Annotated in this window: 13 protein-coding genes and 1 pseudogene; 8 read left to right on the top strand and 6 right to left on the bottom strand. The window is 62.1% G+C overall.

Annotated elements, in window-relative coordinates; translation table 11 throughout:
• The 7 genes and pseudogenes from CAG18_RS03710 to CAG18_RS03680 all read left to right on the top strand — a co-directional run bounded on the left by CAG18_RS03710 (window position 1) and on the right by CAG18_RS03680 (window position 4003).
• Window positions 1–375 carry a type II secretion system protein gene (locus tag CAG18_RS03710; RefSeq protein ID WP_024087221.1) on the top strand — a complete coding sequence of 125 codons (375 nt, stop codon included), beginning with the start codon at window positions 1–3 and terminating at the stop codon, window positions 373–375.
• Complete coding sequence (locus CAG18_RS03705; RefSeq protein ID WP_013972856.1) at window positions 350–877, top strand: type II secretion system protein; 528 nt, start codon at window positions 350–352, stop codon at window positions 875–877. Before CAG18_RS03710 ends, CAG18_RS03705 begins: the two co-directional genes overlap by 26 nt.
• The gene (csgE, locus tag CAG18_RS03700; protein WP_013972855.1) at window positions 874–1275 is read left to right on the top strand and encodes a curli production assembly/transport protein CsgE; all 402 of its coding nucleotides are present in this window, start codon (window positions 874–876) and stop codon (window positions 1273–1275) included. The genes CAG18_RS03705 and csgE overlap by 4 nt, the downstream gene beginning before the upstream one ends.
• Window positions 1272–1685, top strand: a complete 414-nt coding sequence (locus CAG18_RS03695) for a curli assembly protein CsgF (RefSeq protein WP_013972854.1) — start codon at window positions 1272–1274, stop codon at window positions 1683–1685. The genes csgE and CAG18_RS03695 overlap by 4 nt, the downstream gene beginning before the upstream one ends.
• 34 nt (window positions 1686–1719) lie before the next feature.
• Window positions 1720–2568: a CsgG/HfaB family protein gene (locus tag CAG18_RS03690; protein ID WP_015270587.1), complete on the top strand. Its 849-nt coding sequence runs from the start codon at window positions 1720–1722 to the stop codon at window positions 2566–2568.
• Window positions 2569–3162: 594 nt separating this feature from the next.
• Window positions 3163–3396: a hypothetical protein gene (locus tag CAG18_RS03685; protein WP_085720389.1), complete on the top strand. Its 234-nt coding sequence runs from the start codon at window positions 3163–3165 to the stop codon at window positions 3394–3396.
• A gap of 192 nt (window positions 3397–3588) precedes the next feature.
• Window positions 3589–4003 (top strand): annotated as a pseudogene (locus tag CAG18_RS03680) (CsgG/HfaB family protein).
• A gap of 345 nt (window positions 4004–4348) precedes the next feature.
• On the opposite strand, the gene CAG18_RS03675 reads toward CAG18_RS03680, so the two are convergent.
• The 6 genes from CAG18_RS03675 to CAG18_RS03650 are packed head-to-tail and all read right to left on the bottom strand — an operon-like array spanning window position 4349 to window position 10936.
• Entirely contained in the window at window positions 4349–4621 is a 273-nt protein-coding gene (locus CAG18_RS03675; protein ID WP_080604882.1) for a PAAR domain-containing protein, read from the bottom strand.
• A gap of 3 nt (window positions 4622–4624) precedes the next feature.
• Window positions 4625–5554, bottom strand: coding sequence for a hypothetical protein (locus CAG18_RS27240; protein WP_256573336.1), 930 nt, complete (start codon window positions 5552–5554; stop codon window positions 4625–4627).
• Window position 5555: 1 nt separating this feature from the next.
• Complete coding sequence (locus CAG18_RS27235) at window positions 5556–7430, bottom strand: hypothetical protein (protein ID WP_256573335.1); 1875 nt, start codon at window positions 7428–7430, stop codon at window positions 5556–5558.
• A complete protein-coding gene (locus tag CAG18_RS03660; RefSeq protein ID WP_085720388.1) occupies window positions 7423–8265 on the bottom strand; it encodes a hypothetical protein in 843 nt (280 codons plus the stop codon). The genes CAG18_RS27235 and CAG18_RS03660 overlap by 8 nt, the downstream gene beginning before the upstream one ends.
• Complete coding sequence (locus CAG18_RS03655; protein ID WP_085720387.1) at window positions 8262–8837, bottom strand: DUF4123 domain-containing protein; 576 nt, start codon at window positions 8835–8837, stop codon at window positions 8262–8264. Before CAG18_RS03655 ends, CAG18_RS03660 begins: the two co-directional genes overlap by 4 nt.
• A complete protein-coding gene (locus tag CAG18_RS03650) occupies window positions 8834–10936 on the bottom strand; it encodes a type VI secretion system Vgr family protein (protein ID WP_085720386.1) in 2103 nt (700 codons plus the stop codon). Before CAG18_RS03650 ends, CAG18_RS03655 begins: the two co-directional genes overlap by 4 nt.
• 726 nt (window positions 10937–11662) lie before the next feature.
• Here CAG18_RS03650 and CAG18_RS03645 point away from each other — a divergent pair.
• Window positions 11663–13573 carry a sigma-54-dependent Fis family transcriptional regulator gene (locus tag CAG18_RS03645; protein ID WP_054572748.1) on the top strand — a complete coding sequence of 637 codons (1911 nt, stop codon included), beginning with the start codon at window positions 11663–11665 and terminating at the stop codon, window positions 13571–13573.
• The last annotated feature ends 1 nt before the right edge of the window (window position 13574 follow it).

Below are 13574 nucleotides of genomic sequence, written 5' to 3'. Positions count from 1 at the left end.
ATGAAACGCAGCAAAGGCTTCACCCTGATCGAACTGCTGGTGGTGCTGGCGATCATCGCCACGTTGATGACCATTGCCATGCCGCGCTACTTCAACAGCCTGGAAAGCTCCCGCGAAGCCACCCTGCGCCAGAGCCTGGCGGTGCTGCGCGAGGCGCTGGACCACTACTACGGCGACACCGGCCACTACCCGGACTCGCTGGAGCAATTGGTGGAACAGCGTTACCTACGCAACACCCCGATAGATCCGATCACCGAGCGCAGCGATGCCTGGCAGCTGGTGCCACCGCCCGAAGGCGTGGCTGGCGGCGTGGCTGATATCAAGAGCGGTGCCACAGGGAGGGCGCGCGATGGCAGCCTGTTCGCGGAATGGTAAGGCCGACGCCGGCTTCACCTACCTGGGCGTATTGCTGCTGATTGCGGTCAGCAGCGTGGCCCTGGCCGCCACCGGCACGCTCTGGGCCAGTGCTGCCCAGCGTGACCGCGAGCGCCAGCTGTTGTGGGTAGGCAGCCAGTATGCCCAGGCCCTGCGCAGCTACTACCGCGCCTCGCCGGGGCTGGCCCAGTACCCGCAGGAACTGGCCGACCTGCTGCAGGACAACCGCTTCCCGCAGGCCAGGCGGCACATTCGCCGGCTGTACCCCGACCCCATCACCAACAGCGACGATTGGGGCCTGCTGCGCTCGATCGATGGCCGCATCACCGGCGTGCACAGCCGCTCGGACGCCACCCCGTTCAAGCGCAGTGGCTTCAGCGCCGAATGGAGCGGTTTCGACGGGCTGGAACATTACAGCGACTGGCAGTTCGTCGCCGAACAGGCCTTTACCGAAAGTGCCGGTGGCGTGCAGACCCATGCCGGCCCGGGAGACACGCCATGAGCCGCCTGGCCGCGTTGTGCCTGGGCCTGCTGCTGGTGGCAGTGCTGGCCACCTCGGCCAGGGCCGGGGACGAGGACGAGATGCAAGGCTTCATCGTCGACAACACCATCTCGCACATCGGCCACGACTTTTACTACTACTTCGCCGACCGCCTGCGCGCCACCAGCCGGCTTGATTTCAACCTGGTGGTGCGCGAACGCCCGGATGCCCGCTGGGGCAGCCTGGTCACCGTGGAGTTCGAGCGTGAGGTGGTGTACCGCCGCTTCCTGCCGCCGAACACCACCGAGCTCAAGGACGAGGCCGTTGCAGCAGCCGACCTGGTCAAGCAGCAAATCATCCAACGCAAGTTGCAACGCCTGCTGCAGGACACCACCGATCTGGAGAGGGACGAGCTATGAAGCACCACATACCCCGTTGCATCGCCGCCTGCCTGTTGGCCAGCGCGTGTGCCGCCCAGGCCACCGAGCTGGTGTACACCCCGGTCAACCCGGCCTTTGGCGGCAACCCGCTCAATGGCACCTGGTTGCTGAACAACGCGCAGGCGCAGAACGACTACGACGACCCCGACCTCAAGGACCGCTCCTCGGCCTTTGCCGGCACCACGGCCCTGGAGCGCTTCAGCAACCAGCTGGAGTCGCGGATGTTGTCGCAGTTGCTGGACAACATCAGTAACGGCAACACCGGCAGCATGGCGACCGATGCGTTTCTCATCGACGTCATCGACGATTCCGGGGCCCTGAGCATCAAGGTCACCGATCGCGCCACAGGAGAAATTTCGATCATTGAGGTCAGCGGCCTGAACCCTTGAGGGGGCAAGGCTATTTGTTTGGGGAGAGAACACCATGAAACGTTTGCTGAGCACGCTGCTGATCCTCACCGCCCTGGGTCTGCACGGTTGTGGCCTGCGCGAACCGATGCCCGCCGAACAGGATTCGGAAACCCCGACCCTGACCCCCCGTGCCTCGACCTACTACGACCTGATCAACATGCCACGGCCCAAGGGTCGGTTGATGGCGGTGGTGTACGGCTTCCGCGACCAGACCGGGCAGTACAAGCCGACCCCGGCCAGCTCGTTCTCCACCAGCGTCACCCAAGGCGCGGCAAGCATGCTGATGGACGCCCTGAACGCCAGCGGCTGGTTCGTGGTGCTGGAGCGTGAAGGCCTGCAGAACCTGCTGACCGAGCGCAAGATCATCCGTGCTTCGCAGAAAAAGCCCGATGTGCCGGAAAACATCATGGGCGAGCTGCCACCGCTGCAGGCCGCCAACCTGATGCTGGAGGGCGGCATCATCGCCTACGACACCAACGTGCGCAGCGGCGGCGAAGGTGCCCGCTACCTGGGGATAGACATCTCCCGCGAGTACCGCGTCGACCAGGTGACCGTGAACCTGCGCGCGGTGGACGTGCGCACCGGGCAGGTCCTGGCCAATGTGATGACCAGCAAGACCATCTATTCGGTTGGGCGCAGTGCGGGGGTGTTCAAGTTCATCGAGTTCAAGAAGCTGCTCGAGGCCGAGGTGGGGTACACCACCAACGAACCGGCGCAGCTGTGCGTGCTGTCGGCGATCGAGGCGGCGGTGGGGCACTTGCTGGCGCAGGGGATTGAACGGCGGCTGTGGCAGGTGGCGGGGGATGCGGGGGAAGGGCAGGCTACGGTGGACAAGTACCTGAGCCAGAATCAGCAGCCGTGATTGGCTACGAGGGCCTCTTCGCGGGTGAACCCGCTCCCACAGGTACAGCGTCAACTCGAAGCCCGCGCCGTCCCTGTGGGAGCGGGCGCGCCCGCGAAGCAGACGACGCGGTGGATGGCACCGGCTTTGCCGGTGTTCGCGGGCATGCCCGCTCCCACAGGTATCGCGTGATCTCAAGCGCGACGCCGTCCCTGTGGAGGCGGCAACGGAAGTGTTACTGCACATTCCCTTCGCTTGAAACGCTTCCCCGACACCGGTAGTCTTTACCCGCTGCTGTAAGTCCAGCAGCCGGGTTTGGTAGCCCGCGATCAATCAAGGCGCACAAGCGCCCGCTCTGCGATACAGTTGGCGCTTTTTTGTGCCCGGCTGTTTCGTTTTATGGCGGCTGTGCGTAGGGCGCCTCCGTGCGCGCCGGTTTCCTTGATTCCCGGTCTACCAACCTGCGTACAGCCGTCACCATCTCGTTTGGTAGCGATTTGTGGCGGCTCCAGTGAATCAAGGAGCGACACAATGACAAAAGGCTTACCCGATCCTCCCGTACGCGCCACCACGGCGTCCTCCAGTTTCTCCACGTGCGAATGCAGCCATCCGCCGTTGTTTGCCGTGCGTTCGGGGGTGGACTACGAAGATGCGCTGGTGCTGTCCACGCTGCTCCAAGGCGCGTTTGCGACCAATCTCAAGGCACTGGAGCTGGCCAAGGGGACCTGTCGTGATCTGTTGTTGAGCAACGACCATGGGCTGGATTCGGCCAAGGCGGTGGTGGAGGCGTTGCTGGATGGGGTGGAGAGGCAGCAGCTGGTTGGGCGGAAGACGGTGCCGGGTGTCTGACGGGCGCTTGGGCTTTGTTGGACTCTAGCGGTAGCCGTGATTGACCTCGAGGGCCTCTTCGCGGGTGAACCTGCTCTCATACAACACGTGACTCATTGGTTCGGCGAGGTTCTGTAGGAGCAGCCTTGTGATCGCCGACAAGCCACACAAGGATTGCGCTAATTTTATGGAATATAACCCAGCCTTACCCCAATCCATACACTACTAGATGCCGTTCAGCCAATTCTATCGCGCGACTCGACCTCCTATCCTGATCAACTTGCCTCAGCCCAAGAGATGTACGGCTTCCGCGACCAGACCGGGCAATACAAGCCGACCCCGGCCAGTTCGTTCTCCACCACCGTCACCCAGGGTGCAGCAAGCATGCTGATCGGTTGGGCGCAGTGCGGGGGTGTTCAAGTTCATCGAGTTCAAGAAGCTGCTCGAGGCCGAGGTGGGGTACACCACCAACGAACCGGCGCAGCTGTGCGTGCTGTCGGCGATCGAGGCGGCGGTGGGGCACTTGCTGGCGCAGGGGATTGAACGGCGGCTGCGGCAGGTGGCGGGGGATGCGGGGGAAGGGCAGGCTACGGTGGACAAGTACCTGAGCCAGAATCAGCAGCCGTGATTGGCTACGAGGGCCTCTTCGCGGGTGAACCCGCTCTCATACAACACGTGACTCATTGGTTCGGCGAGGTTCTGTAGGAGCAGCCTTGTGCTGCGAAGAGGCCAGTACTGACAAAGCCTGTCTGTTGCTTGTACCGCCTCTTCGCAGCACAAGGCTGCTCCTACAAAGGACGCGTCAGACGAGCGATATTTGTTCTTTGCAATTTCCCACATATACAGCGCCAACTCGAAGCCAGCGCAGTACCTGTCAAAGCGGGCGCGCCCGCGAAACAGACAACGCGTGCGCTGTTCAAATCGTGCAAGCCCGCGAAGAGGTCGATGCATGAAACCACGATCTTCAGGTCGTTCAGCCCTCTTTGGCATAAGGTCCCGAACAGGTAGATGAAACCTTGCACCCACAAGCAAGCTCTGCCGGCTCGAACACCAACGAAATACCGTTGAACAAGACACTACCGTCACCGCCAGAGACCAACGCAAATGTCCCTCCATGAAGCGCGCATGGCGCACGATCTCCGAGAACGCATTGCTGCCGCCCGTTGACAAGAACTCCGCTTCCTTCCCCCATCCGACCACCCCCGCTGTGGGGATCGCCTTTTCGAATCGCACCTTGTCGGGACATCGCTCAATCCTTTGCGCTGTTTTGCAAGATTGCTTCGTAAAGGCCGGCCGGCACGGCATCAGGATCGTATTTGCAGGCGGCAGCCAGGAAGCGCATCAGCAGTTCATCCGGCTCGAAGCGCATGCCAGGCGGGCAGGTCAGCCTGGCGTAGGGTGTTTTCATCAATGGGTGGTCGATGGAAGGGTTCGGCAGGCCCAGCGAACGTCGCAGGTTGAGAATGGCCAGGATCTCGGCGGGGTAGACGGCCTCGAAGGGGGAGCCGAAATCGAAATTGCCGGAGTCAAGTTCGCGGGATGTCAGGGCGATGCGTTGGACATGGGTATCGCAGGCCGCCAACAGAATAGGCGCCAGTTTATCGGGATCAGGTTCGCGCCATTGGGCGACCAATTGACCCCAGGCAGGGTCGCGAGGCAGGGCGTGCTTGTCGAGGTCGAGCGGTTTGCCCAGCCAGTCGCCGATGATGGTCAGACCGAAGGCGGCGTAGCGAAGGGTGGTGCCTATCGGCAGGTTGTTTCCATCCTCTACGCCGTAGCCGCCTTCCAACGCTAGAAGAATGGTTTGGTGGAAAGGCGCTATCAGTCGAAATTGTCCTGTAGCCATGGCGCAGAACATGAGGTGTGTTATGCCGTCCAGCGTATCATTAGCAACTCGCCCGGTGCCCTTAAGTGATTCGATAAGGATTGCATCGCTGGCCATCATTCTAACTATGCCGGTCGTTAAATTCTTGGGTGCTGGTGGTGCTATTTTGAGTCGTGCTTGTAGAAGCTCTTTTTTGATTTCGAGAAGCCCAATTCTGAATAGGGCGTTAAAAGCCAGGGTAGATTGGGAACCGTTGTTCAAATAATCGTCAAACCAATTGGCTGGATAATTGCCCTGAGCAGATGCCCAATCGTCCAGGTCTCGGAGGCTCTGTTGAAGTCGATTTTTTTTCATGTTATTTCCAGTTATTAATTTGTATGCCGCTGAGGGCGTGGGTTAGTGGGTTGGGTTTGCCACTGGAGTCGAAGAAAACTTGAGCGTGCAGGAATTCAACTTTTCCCGAGGCTGTCGCCGTCATGGTCGCCCCGGCTTTTGATGTGAAGCCGGGGTCATGCTTTTGAAGCTTATCGAGTTGCCAAGCGCCTTTGTCCTTAGCTATAAGCTCCTGGATTCGTCGTAAATTTCTTGACCCTCCAACGCGTTGCGTTTCTAGAAAAGATGGCGTCCTGGTTTTGCCAAGCGTCGTCTTCACCTCGATCACCAACAACGTCCCAGCCTCGAACTTCAGTTCCTCCAGCGGCGCCGTCCCCTTCAGCCCATCAATGTGGTGCCGCATTTCCTGTGTCGTCGGATTACGCACCGTCATCGAGGGCGGTGGTGGTACGTACACCAGCATGTCGATCCCCTGGTCGCTCTTGTTTTTCAAACCGAACTGGCTGGGCCGGGAAGGGTGGGTGCTCAGGCCGAGGATGTTCTCCGGCTTGACCTTCCAGTGGCTGACCAGGGCCGCCGCCAGGGCTTCTTCGCCGGCATCGGCGACGACCCGGGTCAGGCTGCCGCCCATGCGCACCGGCCCGATGCTGTGCTGAATCATGGCCACCAGCCGGTCACGCAGGGTGGTGGCCATGTAGGCATAGTCGGCCTTGCCGCCAGCCACATCGAGCGCGACCAGGCTGGCATTGCGCTCCACCGAGTGCAGTTCACGGGCGGTGACCGGCAGCTCACCCTCACGGGGGCGTCGCTGGATGCGGGTTTCTAGTACGGTGACTTCGCCGGCGCTGCGGTTGCCAAGGCGCCGGACTTCCTCTTGCGACAGCGCGGCGTTGTCGAGGCGTACGGTGGTCATGCTGCCGGGCTGCAACTTGTGCATCAGCCAACGGGCGCTGCCGATGGCGGCCGGTAGCAGCAGGGCCAGGTTGATGGCCATGAATACCTGCTTGCCACGTGCCTCGGCAGTGTCGGGATTGGCCAGGCGCGCCAGGTCGGTGAAGAACTGCTCGCCGATACTCAGGCCTTCGCCCGTGATCATGCGGCTGCTGCCGTCGACCATGGCATCGGCGGCCAGCGCGGCCTCCAGGGCCACGAAGGCATAGCGGCCGAGCGTTACGGTGCCCTTGATGCCGCGCACCACCGGTATGAATGCCAGCACGCCGAGGGCGAATTCGCCCGCGCCAATGACGCCTTGCCAGAAGCGAGCCCGGGCCTTGGCTTCGGCGTAGTGCCGGGCCAGCTGTTCACAGGCCTGTTCGATCGGGTACAGGCCACTGGGTGTGTGCCAGGTATAGGGCGGGCTGATACGCTGGGTGCCGTGCTCGTCGACGTACTCTTCCCGTTGCGCCTCGGCCCACTGCACATGGGTGAAGGTGGCGAAATAGATCTTGTGGTCGGTGAACAAGAAATTGCTGTGCAGGGCAAAGGCATAACCGTGCTGGCTGCGCTCGCCCATGTGGTCGAGTACGGGCGGGGGCAGTTCGTCGAGGCGGATCTCGTCGTCGATGCACACCAACTGCAGCTTTTCGCTGGCGGCAAAGGCATGAAACTCAGCCAGCCAGGCATTGCCCAGCGTGTCGCCGGCATGCTCCAGCACCTGCTGGAGGAAGGTATCGCGGTGGTTGCGCGCCTGGTCGCGGATCCAGGGGTTGTTGCGAAACCAGGCAGGGCCGACGCCGTTCTGGGAGGGGATGCCCAGCAACTGGTCGCAACCGTCGCCGCCGTCGAGGGAGAACAGCGCGCCGGGCAGGGAGCAGGGTACGCAAATGTCGGGTGGAAGAGGCAGCGCCCCGTTGAGTGCGGCTTGCCCCAGTGTTTGTAAAGCAGATGCTTCAACCATGCGGGCTCGGCTCCTTGAGTGCTTGTTGGTGGGCTGCCAATTGACTTGCCAACACCCGGCAGCGCTCTCGGGGAGAGTCGGTGGCTTCAAGCAACTTCACCCAAGGGGTGAACAATGGGTTGAGGTAAAAGTGTCGACCGAACGCGATCGCCAGGAGTACATGCATCAGCACTTGGCTGCGGGGCAACGGGGGCAGCTTGTACAGGTCATCGGACGGCTGAGGTAGCCGTTTTCCGTAATAGCGGTAGGCGAGGATCTCGTTCCCGTTCAGCTCCTTGTGATTGATGGCGGGCAGCGCATAGCGGCGGCTGGCATCCGACTCATAGCAGCAGTAACAAGACTGCTGCGCGTCAGCCGGTATGCCGCGCAGGGTCATCAGTTGCTCCAGTGATCGCCACTGCCGGTCGCGGTCGCAATCGTCATCGGGCAAGCGCAAAATCTGCCGTGTAACGTCATGCATAAGGGTAAGTTGACCCTCCCACTGCATACGGTGGGCTACTGCCCGCACGGTCAGCATGTCGAGTCGCTCATCCTGGGTAAGGCCGGGAACCTGGTGGATTGACCACACCGATACGCTTGCGGGGTCGTTCCACCAGCCCAGACCCAGCAAGAAATGGCCCAGCACCAGCAAGCTGTATTCCTTGCCGCAGGTGTAGCCCCTGTTGCTGACCAGAGCCCCCGCATTGGCTACCAGCAAGGGAACATCCTCGGGACGGGTATGGAAGCGCGCAATCGAACCGTCCAACGTCCCCAGCAGGAAGCGGGACAGTCGACGGTTGGTGGTCCGTAGCGAGGCAGCTTGCAGCGCACCCAGATTGAGTTTCGGCAGGCTCATGCAGGGACCTCGTGGCGCAATGGCAGCCAGGCCAGGCAGCCTTCCCGTTCGATGCTGCTTTCTGTTTGCTCGAACAGCGGCTGTGCGCCAAGTGCAAGCCCGGTTCGTGAATCGTGAAAGTAGAGTCTGCGTATGCGTCCGTGATCGAACAGCCGGGCCAGGGTGTCTGGCTGGTGTACCAGTGAGCCGACGTAGATGCTTAACGACCGAGGGTCACCAAGCCTCATGAAGTAACGACGTCGGCCTTCCTGGACTTTGCCAAAGCGGCGCAGGTGCCGTGCGAGGGCTTCGAGAGACAGAGTGGTCTCGGCGACAGTACAGGCGAAGGCCCCGTCCAGGCCGCCAAGCCAGGCATCCAGTTCGCTGCCTGCTGTCAGCTGGAACAGTAATGGCGCATGCTTCTCCAGCCCGGTGTGATGGTCCAGGTGCCATAGGCATTGGTGTCGGGTGGAATGGAACTCGAGCCTGCCCAGCAGGCCCGGATTGGCCGACGCTTCGGCAAGCACGAACAGGCTTGCACTGACGACACCCGTGTACAGGCTGCCTTCGCTTAATTGCTGGTGCAGGCTCATGCGTCGTCCTTCCCGGCAAAGGGGCATTCTTCAATCAGCGGTGAGCCTTCTCGAATGGCGGCCTCGATGGCTTCGACCTGGGCCTGCACAGGTGTCTGGTAGGTGACATTGCCTTTGAAGTGGATGTTGGGAGCCTCGATAGTGATGCCGTCGGTATCGAGGATGATCTTGCCGCTAGGGCCACGGATGTGGATGCGCTCCGTGCCCTGAAGCATGTAGTACCGGGTCAGCAGGCGCTGTGCAGTACGGGCTTCAATGGCGCGCGTACCTTCAATGACTAGCGACTGATTGCCGCCAATACTCAGGCTGTGGTCGGCGGCGATGGTGATGCGGCTTGTGTTGCCAATGGAGTGGATATCGTTGCGGTCGATGCTGGTGAATCGGTCCTGGTGAACATGATCGCGGCGATCACGTCCGGTATCGATAGTCTCGTCACGCGCAATGCTGGTGTTTTGGTCCCGGCCTGTCGCAGTGGCGCGATCATTGCCGACGTTCAGGGTCTGGTCGTGTTTGACCTTGGTATTCATGTTCCTTTCGGCATGCACGTACACTTCCTGCCGACCCAGTTCATCTTCGAAACGCAGTTCGTTGAAGCCATTACCCTTGTGGGTCTGACTCTTGATGGTCATGCGCGTCTTGTGTTCCGGCAGCTCGTAGGGCGGCAGTTGATCGCCGCAGTAGGTGCGCCCGGTGATCATCGGCTGGTCGGGGTCGGCGTTGACGTACTGGATGATCACGTCCTGGCCGATGCGTGGGATAGCCATCGAGCCCCAGCTGCCGCCTGCCCAACCTTGTGATACGCGCACCCAGCAGGAGCTGAACTCGTTGTTTCTGCTCTCGCGATCCCAGGGGAAGCTGACCTTGACCCGTCCCCATTCGTCACAATAGATCTCCTCGCCGGGTGGACCGACGACGGTGGCCATGTGCGGGCCATCGATGCGCGGTTTGTCCAGCGGCGCAGGTCGCCATTCGATCCGGCCGGGCACCAGCACGGCTTCCTGCGAGTAGCGCGTTCCCTGTTCGGCTCCGGCAGCTTCTTCTTGCAGGCTGGTGAATTGGCTCCCCTCGTGATGCACGCGCATCACGCGCCAGTGTGTGTTGAGGTCTTTGCGGGGGTGTTCGATGAGGGTGAAGCTCAGGCCTGGTTGCAGCCGCACATCGTCGCCCTCTACCTCGGCAATACGGGCGTCATGGCGCAGGGCCGTGAGTCGCGTGGCGGTGAAGGGGACGCCGACCACATCGCGCTTGTAACGGCCGGGGTAGTCGAAGCGCTCATAATCCCGGGACTGATGGGCGATGCCACTGTCATCTGCGCGGTGTTCCTGCCGGTACTGCGGGTTGGTGAAGGTGTAGTCCCGCTGTACCTGTCGTGCGGTGCGTACCTGCTCGCTGTAGCGCAGGCGGCGCAGGCAAGGCCTGGCCTGATCACCACCGCTGTTGGCGCGGTACAGCACCTGGTCGGGGCCGACGTCGTCCTCTTCAGGAAGCCCTTCATCGTCGTCTTCGGTCTTGATCGCGCCTCGGCTGATCTGTCCCAGCGCCAGCAGTCGGTCGGTGATGACCAGCAGGTGTTGTTTTGGCGTGTGCTCGAAGCGATAGACGAAACCCTCTTCACCCGCCAGGCGGGCGATGAAGTCGAGGTCTGTTTCACCGGCCTGTACGCAGAACTCGCGCACCTGATGGTCGCCAAAAATGTGCAACTCGAAATGAAGGATGCACTGGCGCTTGAGTATGATTTCGAGAATCTGCGGCACGGTTTTCTGCTGGAAGATTCGCCAGTTCGAACGCAACCCGCCGCGGGCCAGGAGGGGCTCGACCAAGGCATGGTAACGGGTGCGATAAAAGCCCGTTTCACCTTGGCTGAAGCTGCTTGTCACGCCGTGCACGTAGCGCAGTGGGCGTTCGTGCTGCCAGATCGTGAACAGTACCGGCTTGTCGAGCAACTGACCGAAGTCGACTTCATCTTCGTGACTGATCAGCTCCAGCTTCAACTGGAATGGTGCGCTGATGGCTTCGTCGAGTTCGAATGAAAGCACCTCGAATTGAATGTCGCCAGCCAAGGGTTGAAAGCTGAAGCGCAGATCAGATTGTCGGTACATGGCGTGTTTTCCCTTGTTAAGAATTGCTCCAGTATCAGCCGTAGTCTTGGTGCAGATTGGGCCTGGGGTAAGGTTGATGGCGAGGGCGGACTTGCAGGGTAGGCGGGCTGCGGCGGGATTTAAATAAACAGGGTGTTGTTGTTTTTGGTTATAAGTAGGAACTTTCTGAAACTTGTAACTTAGTGTTTTTTCTTGGTTGTTGGGTTGGCCATGTAGTTGAGAACAAGTTGTGCGCTGTTTCTGCAGGAGCGGCCTTATGCCCGGTTATTTCGTTTTATGGTGGCTAAGACAGCGCAGTACCTGTGGGAGCGGGCGCGCCCGCGAAGCAGACGACGCGGTGGATGGCACCGGCTTTGCCGGTGTTCGCGGGCTTGCCCGCTCCCACAAGTACCGCGTGATCTCAAGTGCGACGCCGTCCCTGTGGGAGCGGGTTTACCCGCGAATGGGCCGGTTCCGGGTATCTGGCGGGCGCCTGGGCTTTGTTGAAATCAAGCGGCAGCCGTGATCGACCTTGAGGGCCTCTTCGCGGGTGAACCCGCTCCCACAAAGCTTGCGCAAGCTTTCAGATCTTGAGCAAGGCGGTGCTCCTGCCTGTCCCTTTACGTAAACGTCACCATATGCCACCTTCTACCTCAGCCTGATGACGGCCAGGGATTTCTCCCGCACACTGCGGAAAATTCCCAAGCCCGTTCCCCGCCACCTTGCGGGGCACAGCCGGAGTAGAAAATGGCGCGACAACTAATAACAAACGCCCACGACCCGCTGCACGAATCCCGCCAGGCCCGCCTGAAGCTGGCCAGCGAAGGCGAGCTGCCACTGGGCATGCTGCGCGACGAGATCGATGCCTCCTGGCGCCGCAGCCTGGGCCATGGCCTGGATTGCCTGCAGGGCGAGCAGGTCGGCCTGGGCCTGGAGCAGGGCCACGACCTGCGCATGCTGCTGGAGCGCAACCGCCTGCTGGTCGACGCCGTTACCCCGGAACTGGACTATCTGGTCGCGCGTCAGGGCAAGGCCGGCATCGTCATCCTCGGCGACGCCCAGGCCAATGTGCTGGCCATCGAAGGGCAGAAGCACGTGCTGCAACGCGAGGGCCTGCGCGACCTGCACCCGGGCAGTTGCTGGAGCGAGTCGCTGCGTGGCACCAACGCGATCGGCACGGCAGTGGTGGAAGGCCGGCCGACGCTGATCAACTGCGGCGAACATTACCTCGACCGCCTCAGCCCGTTCTCCTGCACTTCGGTACCCCTGCGCGACCCGCGCGGCGAGGTGATCGGCGTGCTCGACATCACCCGTGAAGGGGTGATGGCGCAACCACAGGACAGCCTGTCGACGCTGATGCTGGCGGCCGGCAACATCGAAAGCCGCATGTTCGGCCTGTGCCACCCGGAGCAATTGGTGCTGGCTTTTCACAGCCGCCCGCAATACCTCAACAGCGCCTGGCATGGCCTGCTGGCGCTGAGCCTGGACGGTGAAGTGCTGGCTGCCAACGACAGTGCCTGCCAGCTGTTGCAGGTGCCGCGCCATGAGCTGTTGGGCCGGCGCAGCAGCGACCTGCTGGGTGAACGGTCACCGGCCTTCATCGCCCGCCTGTGGCAGGGCGGGGTGAGCAGTGTGCAAACGGCCAAGGGCGAGTTCTACTTCCGCGCCCTGCAGCTGCCGCGCCATGGCCGGGTCAACGGCAGCACGCCGGTGAGCAAGCCGGCGCCGGGCAAGCAGTCACCCGCCCTCGACGCCCTGGCCGGTGGCGACCCGCGCCTGGCGCGCAACCTGCGCATGGCCCGCCAGGGGCTGGGCAATGGTCTGCCGGTGCTGTTGCTGGGTGAGACCGGTACTGGCAAGGAAGTCGTCGCCCGGGCCCTGCACCAGGCCAGCCCGCGTGCCGACAAACCGTTCGTGGCCGTCAACTGCGCGGCCATCCCCGAAGGGCTGATCGAGTCCGAACTGTTCGGCTATCGTGAAGGTGCGTTCACCGGCTCGCGCCGGGGCGGCATGGTCGGCCGGCTGATGCAGGCCCACGGCGGTACGCTGTTCCTCGACGAAATCGGCGACATGCCGCTAGCGCTGCAGGCGCGCTTGTTGCGGGTACTGCAGGAACGGCGAGTGGCACCGCTGGGGGCGGGCGACGAGCAGGACATCGATGTGGCATTGATCTGTGCCACGCACCGCGACCTCAAGCGCCTGGTGCAGGAGCAGCACTTCCGCGAAGACCTTTACTACCGGGTCAACGGCGTGTCGCTGCGCCTGCCGGCACTGCGCGAGCGTGATGACCTGACTGCGATCATCCAGGGGCTGCTGGAAAAGTCCGATGCCCGGGGCGTGACCTTGGACCCGGCCCTGACCGCGTTGCTCGAAGGCTTCGACTGGCCGGGCAACATCCGCCAGCTGGAAATGGTCGTGCGCACCGCGCTGGCCATGCGCGAGGACGGCGAGCAGGTGCTGACCCTGGACCACCTCACCGACTGCCTGCTGGACGAACTGGCCAGTGGCACGGCGCCTTCCGGCAGCCTCAAGGACAACGAACTGGAACTGATACGTGGCGCCTTGGCGCGCCATCAGGGCAATGTGTCCGCGGCGGCCGAGGCGCTGGGTATCAGCCGGGCGACGCTGTACCGCAAGCTCAAACAGTTGCGCGGCTGAC

Source organism: Pseudomonas sp. B22(2017) (genome assembly GCF_002113105.1).
In the GTDB taxonomy this organism is placed as follows: domain Bacteria; phylum Pseudomonadota; class Gammaproteobacteria; order Pseudomonadales; family Pseudomonadaceae; genus Aquipseudomonas; species Aquipseudomonas asiatica.
The sequence above is the reverse complement of the archived record's forward strand: the minus strand, read 5'-3'. Positions and strand labels throughout refer to the sequence as shown.

Excerpts from the sequence above, each read along its gene's own strand:
- CAG18_RS03675 (WP_080604882.1), bottom strand. The coding sequence starts at position 4,621 with ATGTCCCGACAAGGTGCGATTCGAAAAGGCGATCCCCACAGCGGGGGT.
- CAG18_RS27240 (WP_256573336.1), bottom strand. The coding sequence starts at position 5,554 with ATGAAAAAAAATCGACTTCAACAGAGCCTCCGAGACCTGGACGATTGG.
- CAG18_RS03655 (WP_085720387.1), bottom strand. The coding sequence starts at position 8,837 with ATGAGCCTGCACCAGCAATTAAGCGAAGGCAGCCTGTACACGGGTGTC.
- CAG18_RS03650 (WP_085720386.1), bottom strand. The coding sequence starts at position 10,936 with ATGTACCGACAATCTGATCTGCGCTTCAGCTTTCAACCCTTGGCTGGC.
- CAG18_RS03660 (WP_085720388.1), bottom strand. The coding sequence starts at position 8,265 with ATGAGCCTGCCGAAACTCAATCTGGGTGCGCTGCAAGCTGCCTCGCTA.
- CAG18_RS03710 (WP_024087221.1), top strand. The coding sequence starts at position 1 with ATGAAACGCAGCAAAGGCTTCACCCTGATCGAACTGCTGGTGGTGCTG.
- CAG18_RS27235 (WP_256573335.1), bottom strand. The coding sequence starts at position 7,430 with ATGGTTGAAGCATCTGCTTTACAAACACTGGGGCAAGCCGCACTCAAC.
- CAG18_RS03690 (WP_015270587.1), top strand. The coding sequence starts at position 1,720 with ATGAAACGTTTGCTGAGCACGCTGCTGATCCTCACCGCCCTGGGTCTG.
- CAG18_RS03645 (WP_054572748.1), top strand. The coding sequence starts at position 11,663 with ATGGCGCGACAACTAATAACAAACGCCCACGACCCGCTGCACGAATCC.
- CAG18_RS03705 (WP_013972856.1), top strand. The coding sequence starts at position 350 with ATGGCAGCCTGTTCGCGGAATGGTAAGGCCGACGCCGGCTTCACCTAC.
- CAG18_RS03695 (WP_013972854.1), top strand. The coding sequence starts at position 1,272 with ATGAAGCACCACATACCCCGTTGCATCGCCGCCTGCCTGTTGGCCAGC.
- csgE (WP_013972855.1), top strand. The coding sequence starts at position 874 with ATGAGCCGCCTGGCCGCGTTGTGCCTGGGCCTGCTGCTGGTGGCAGTG.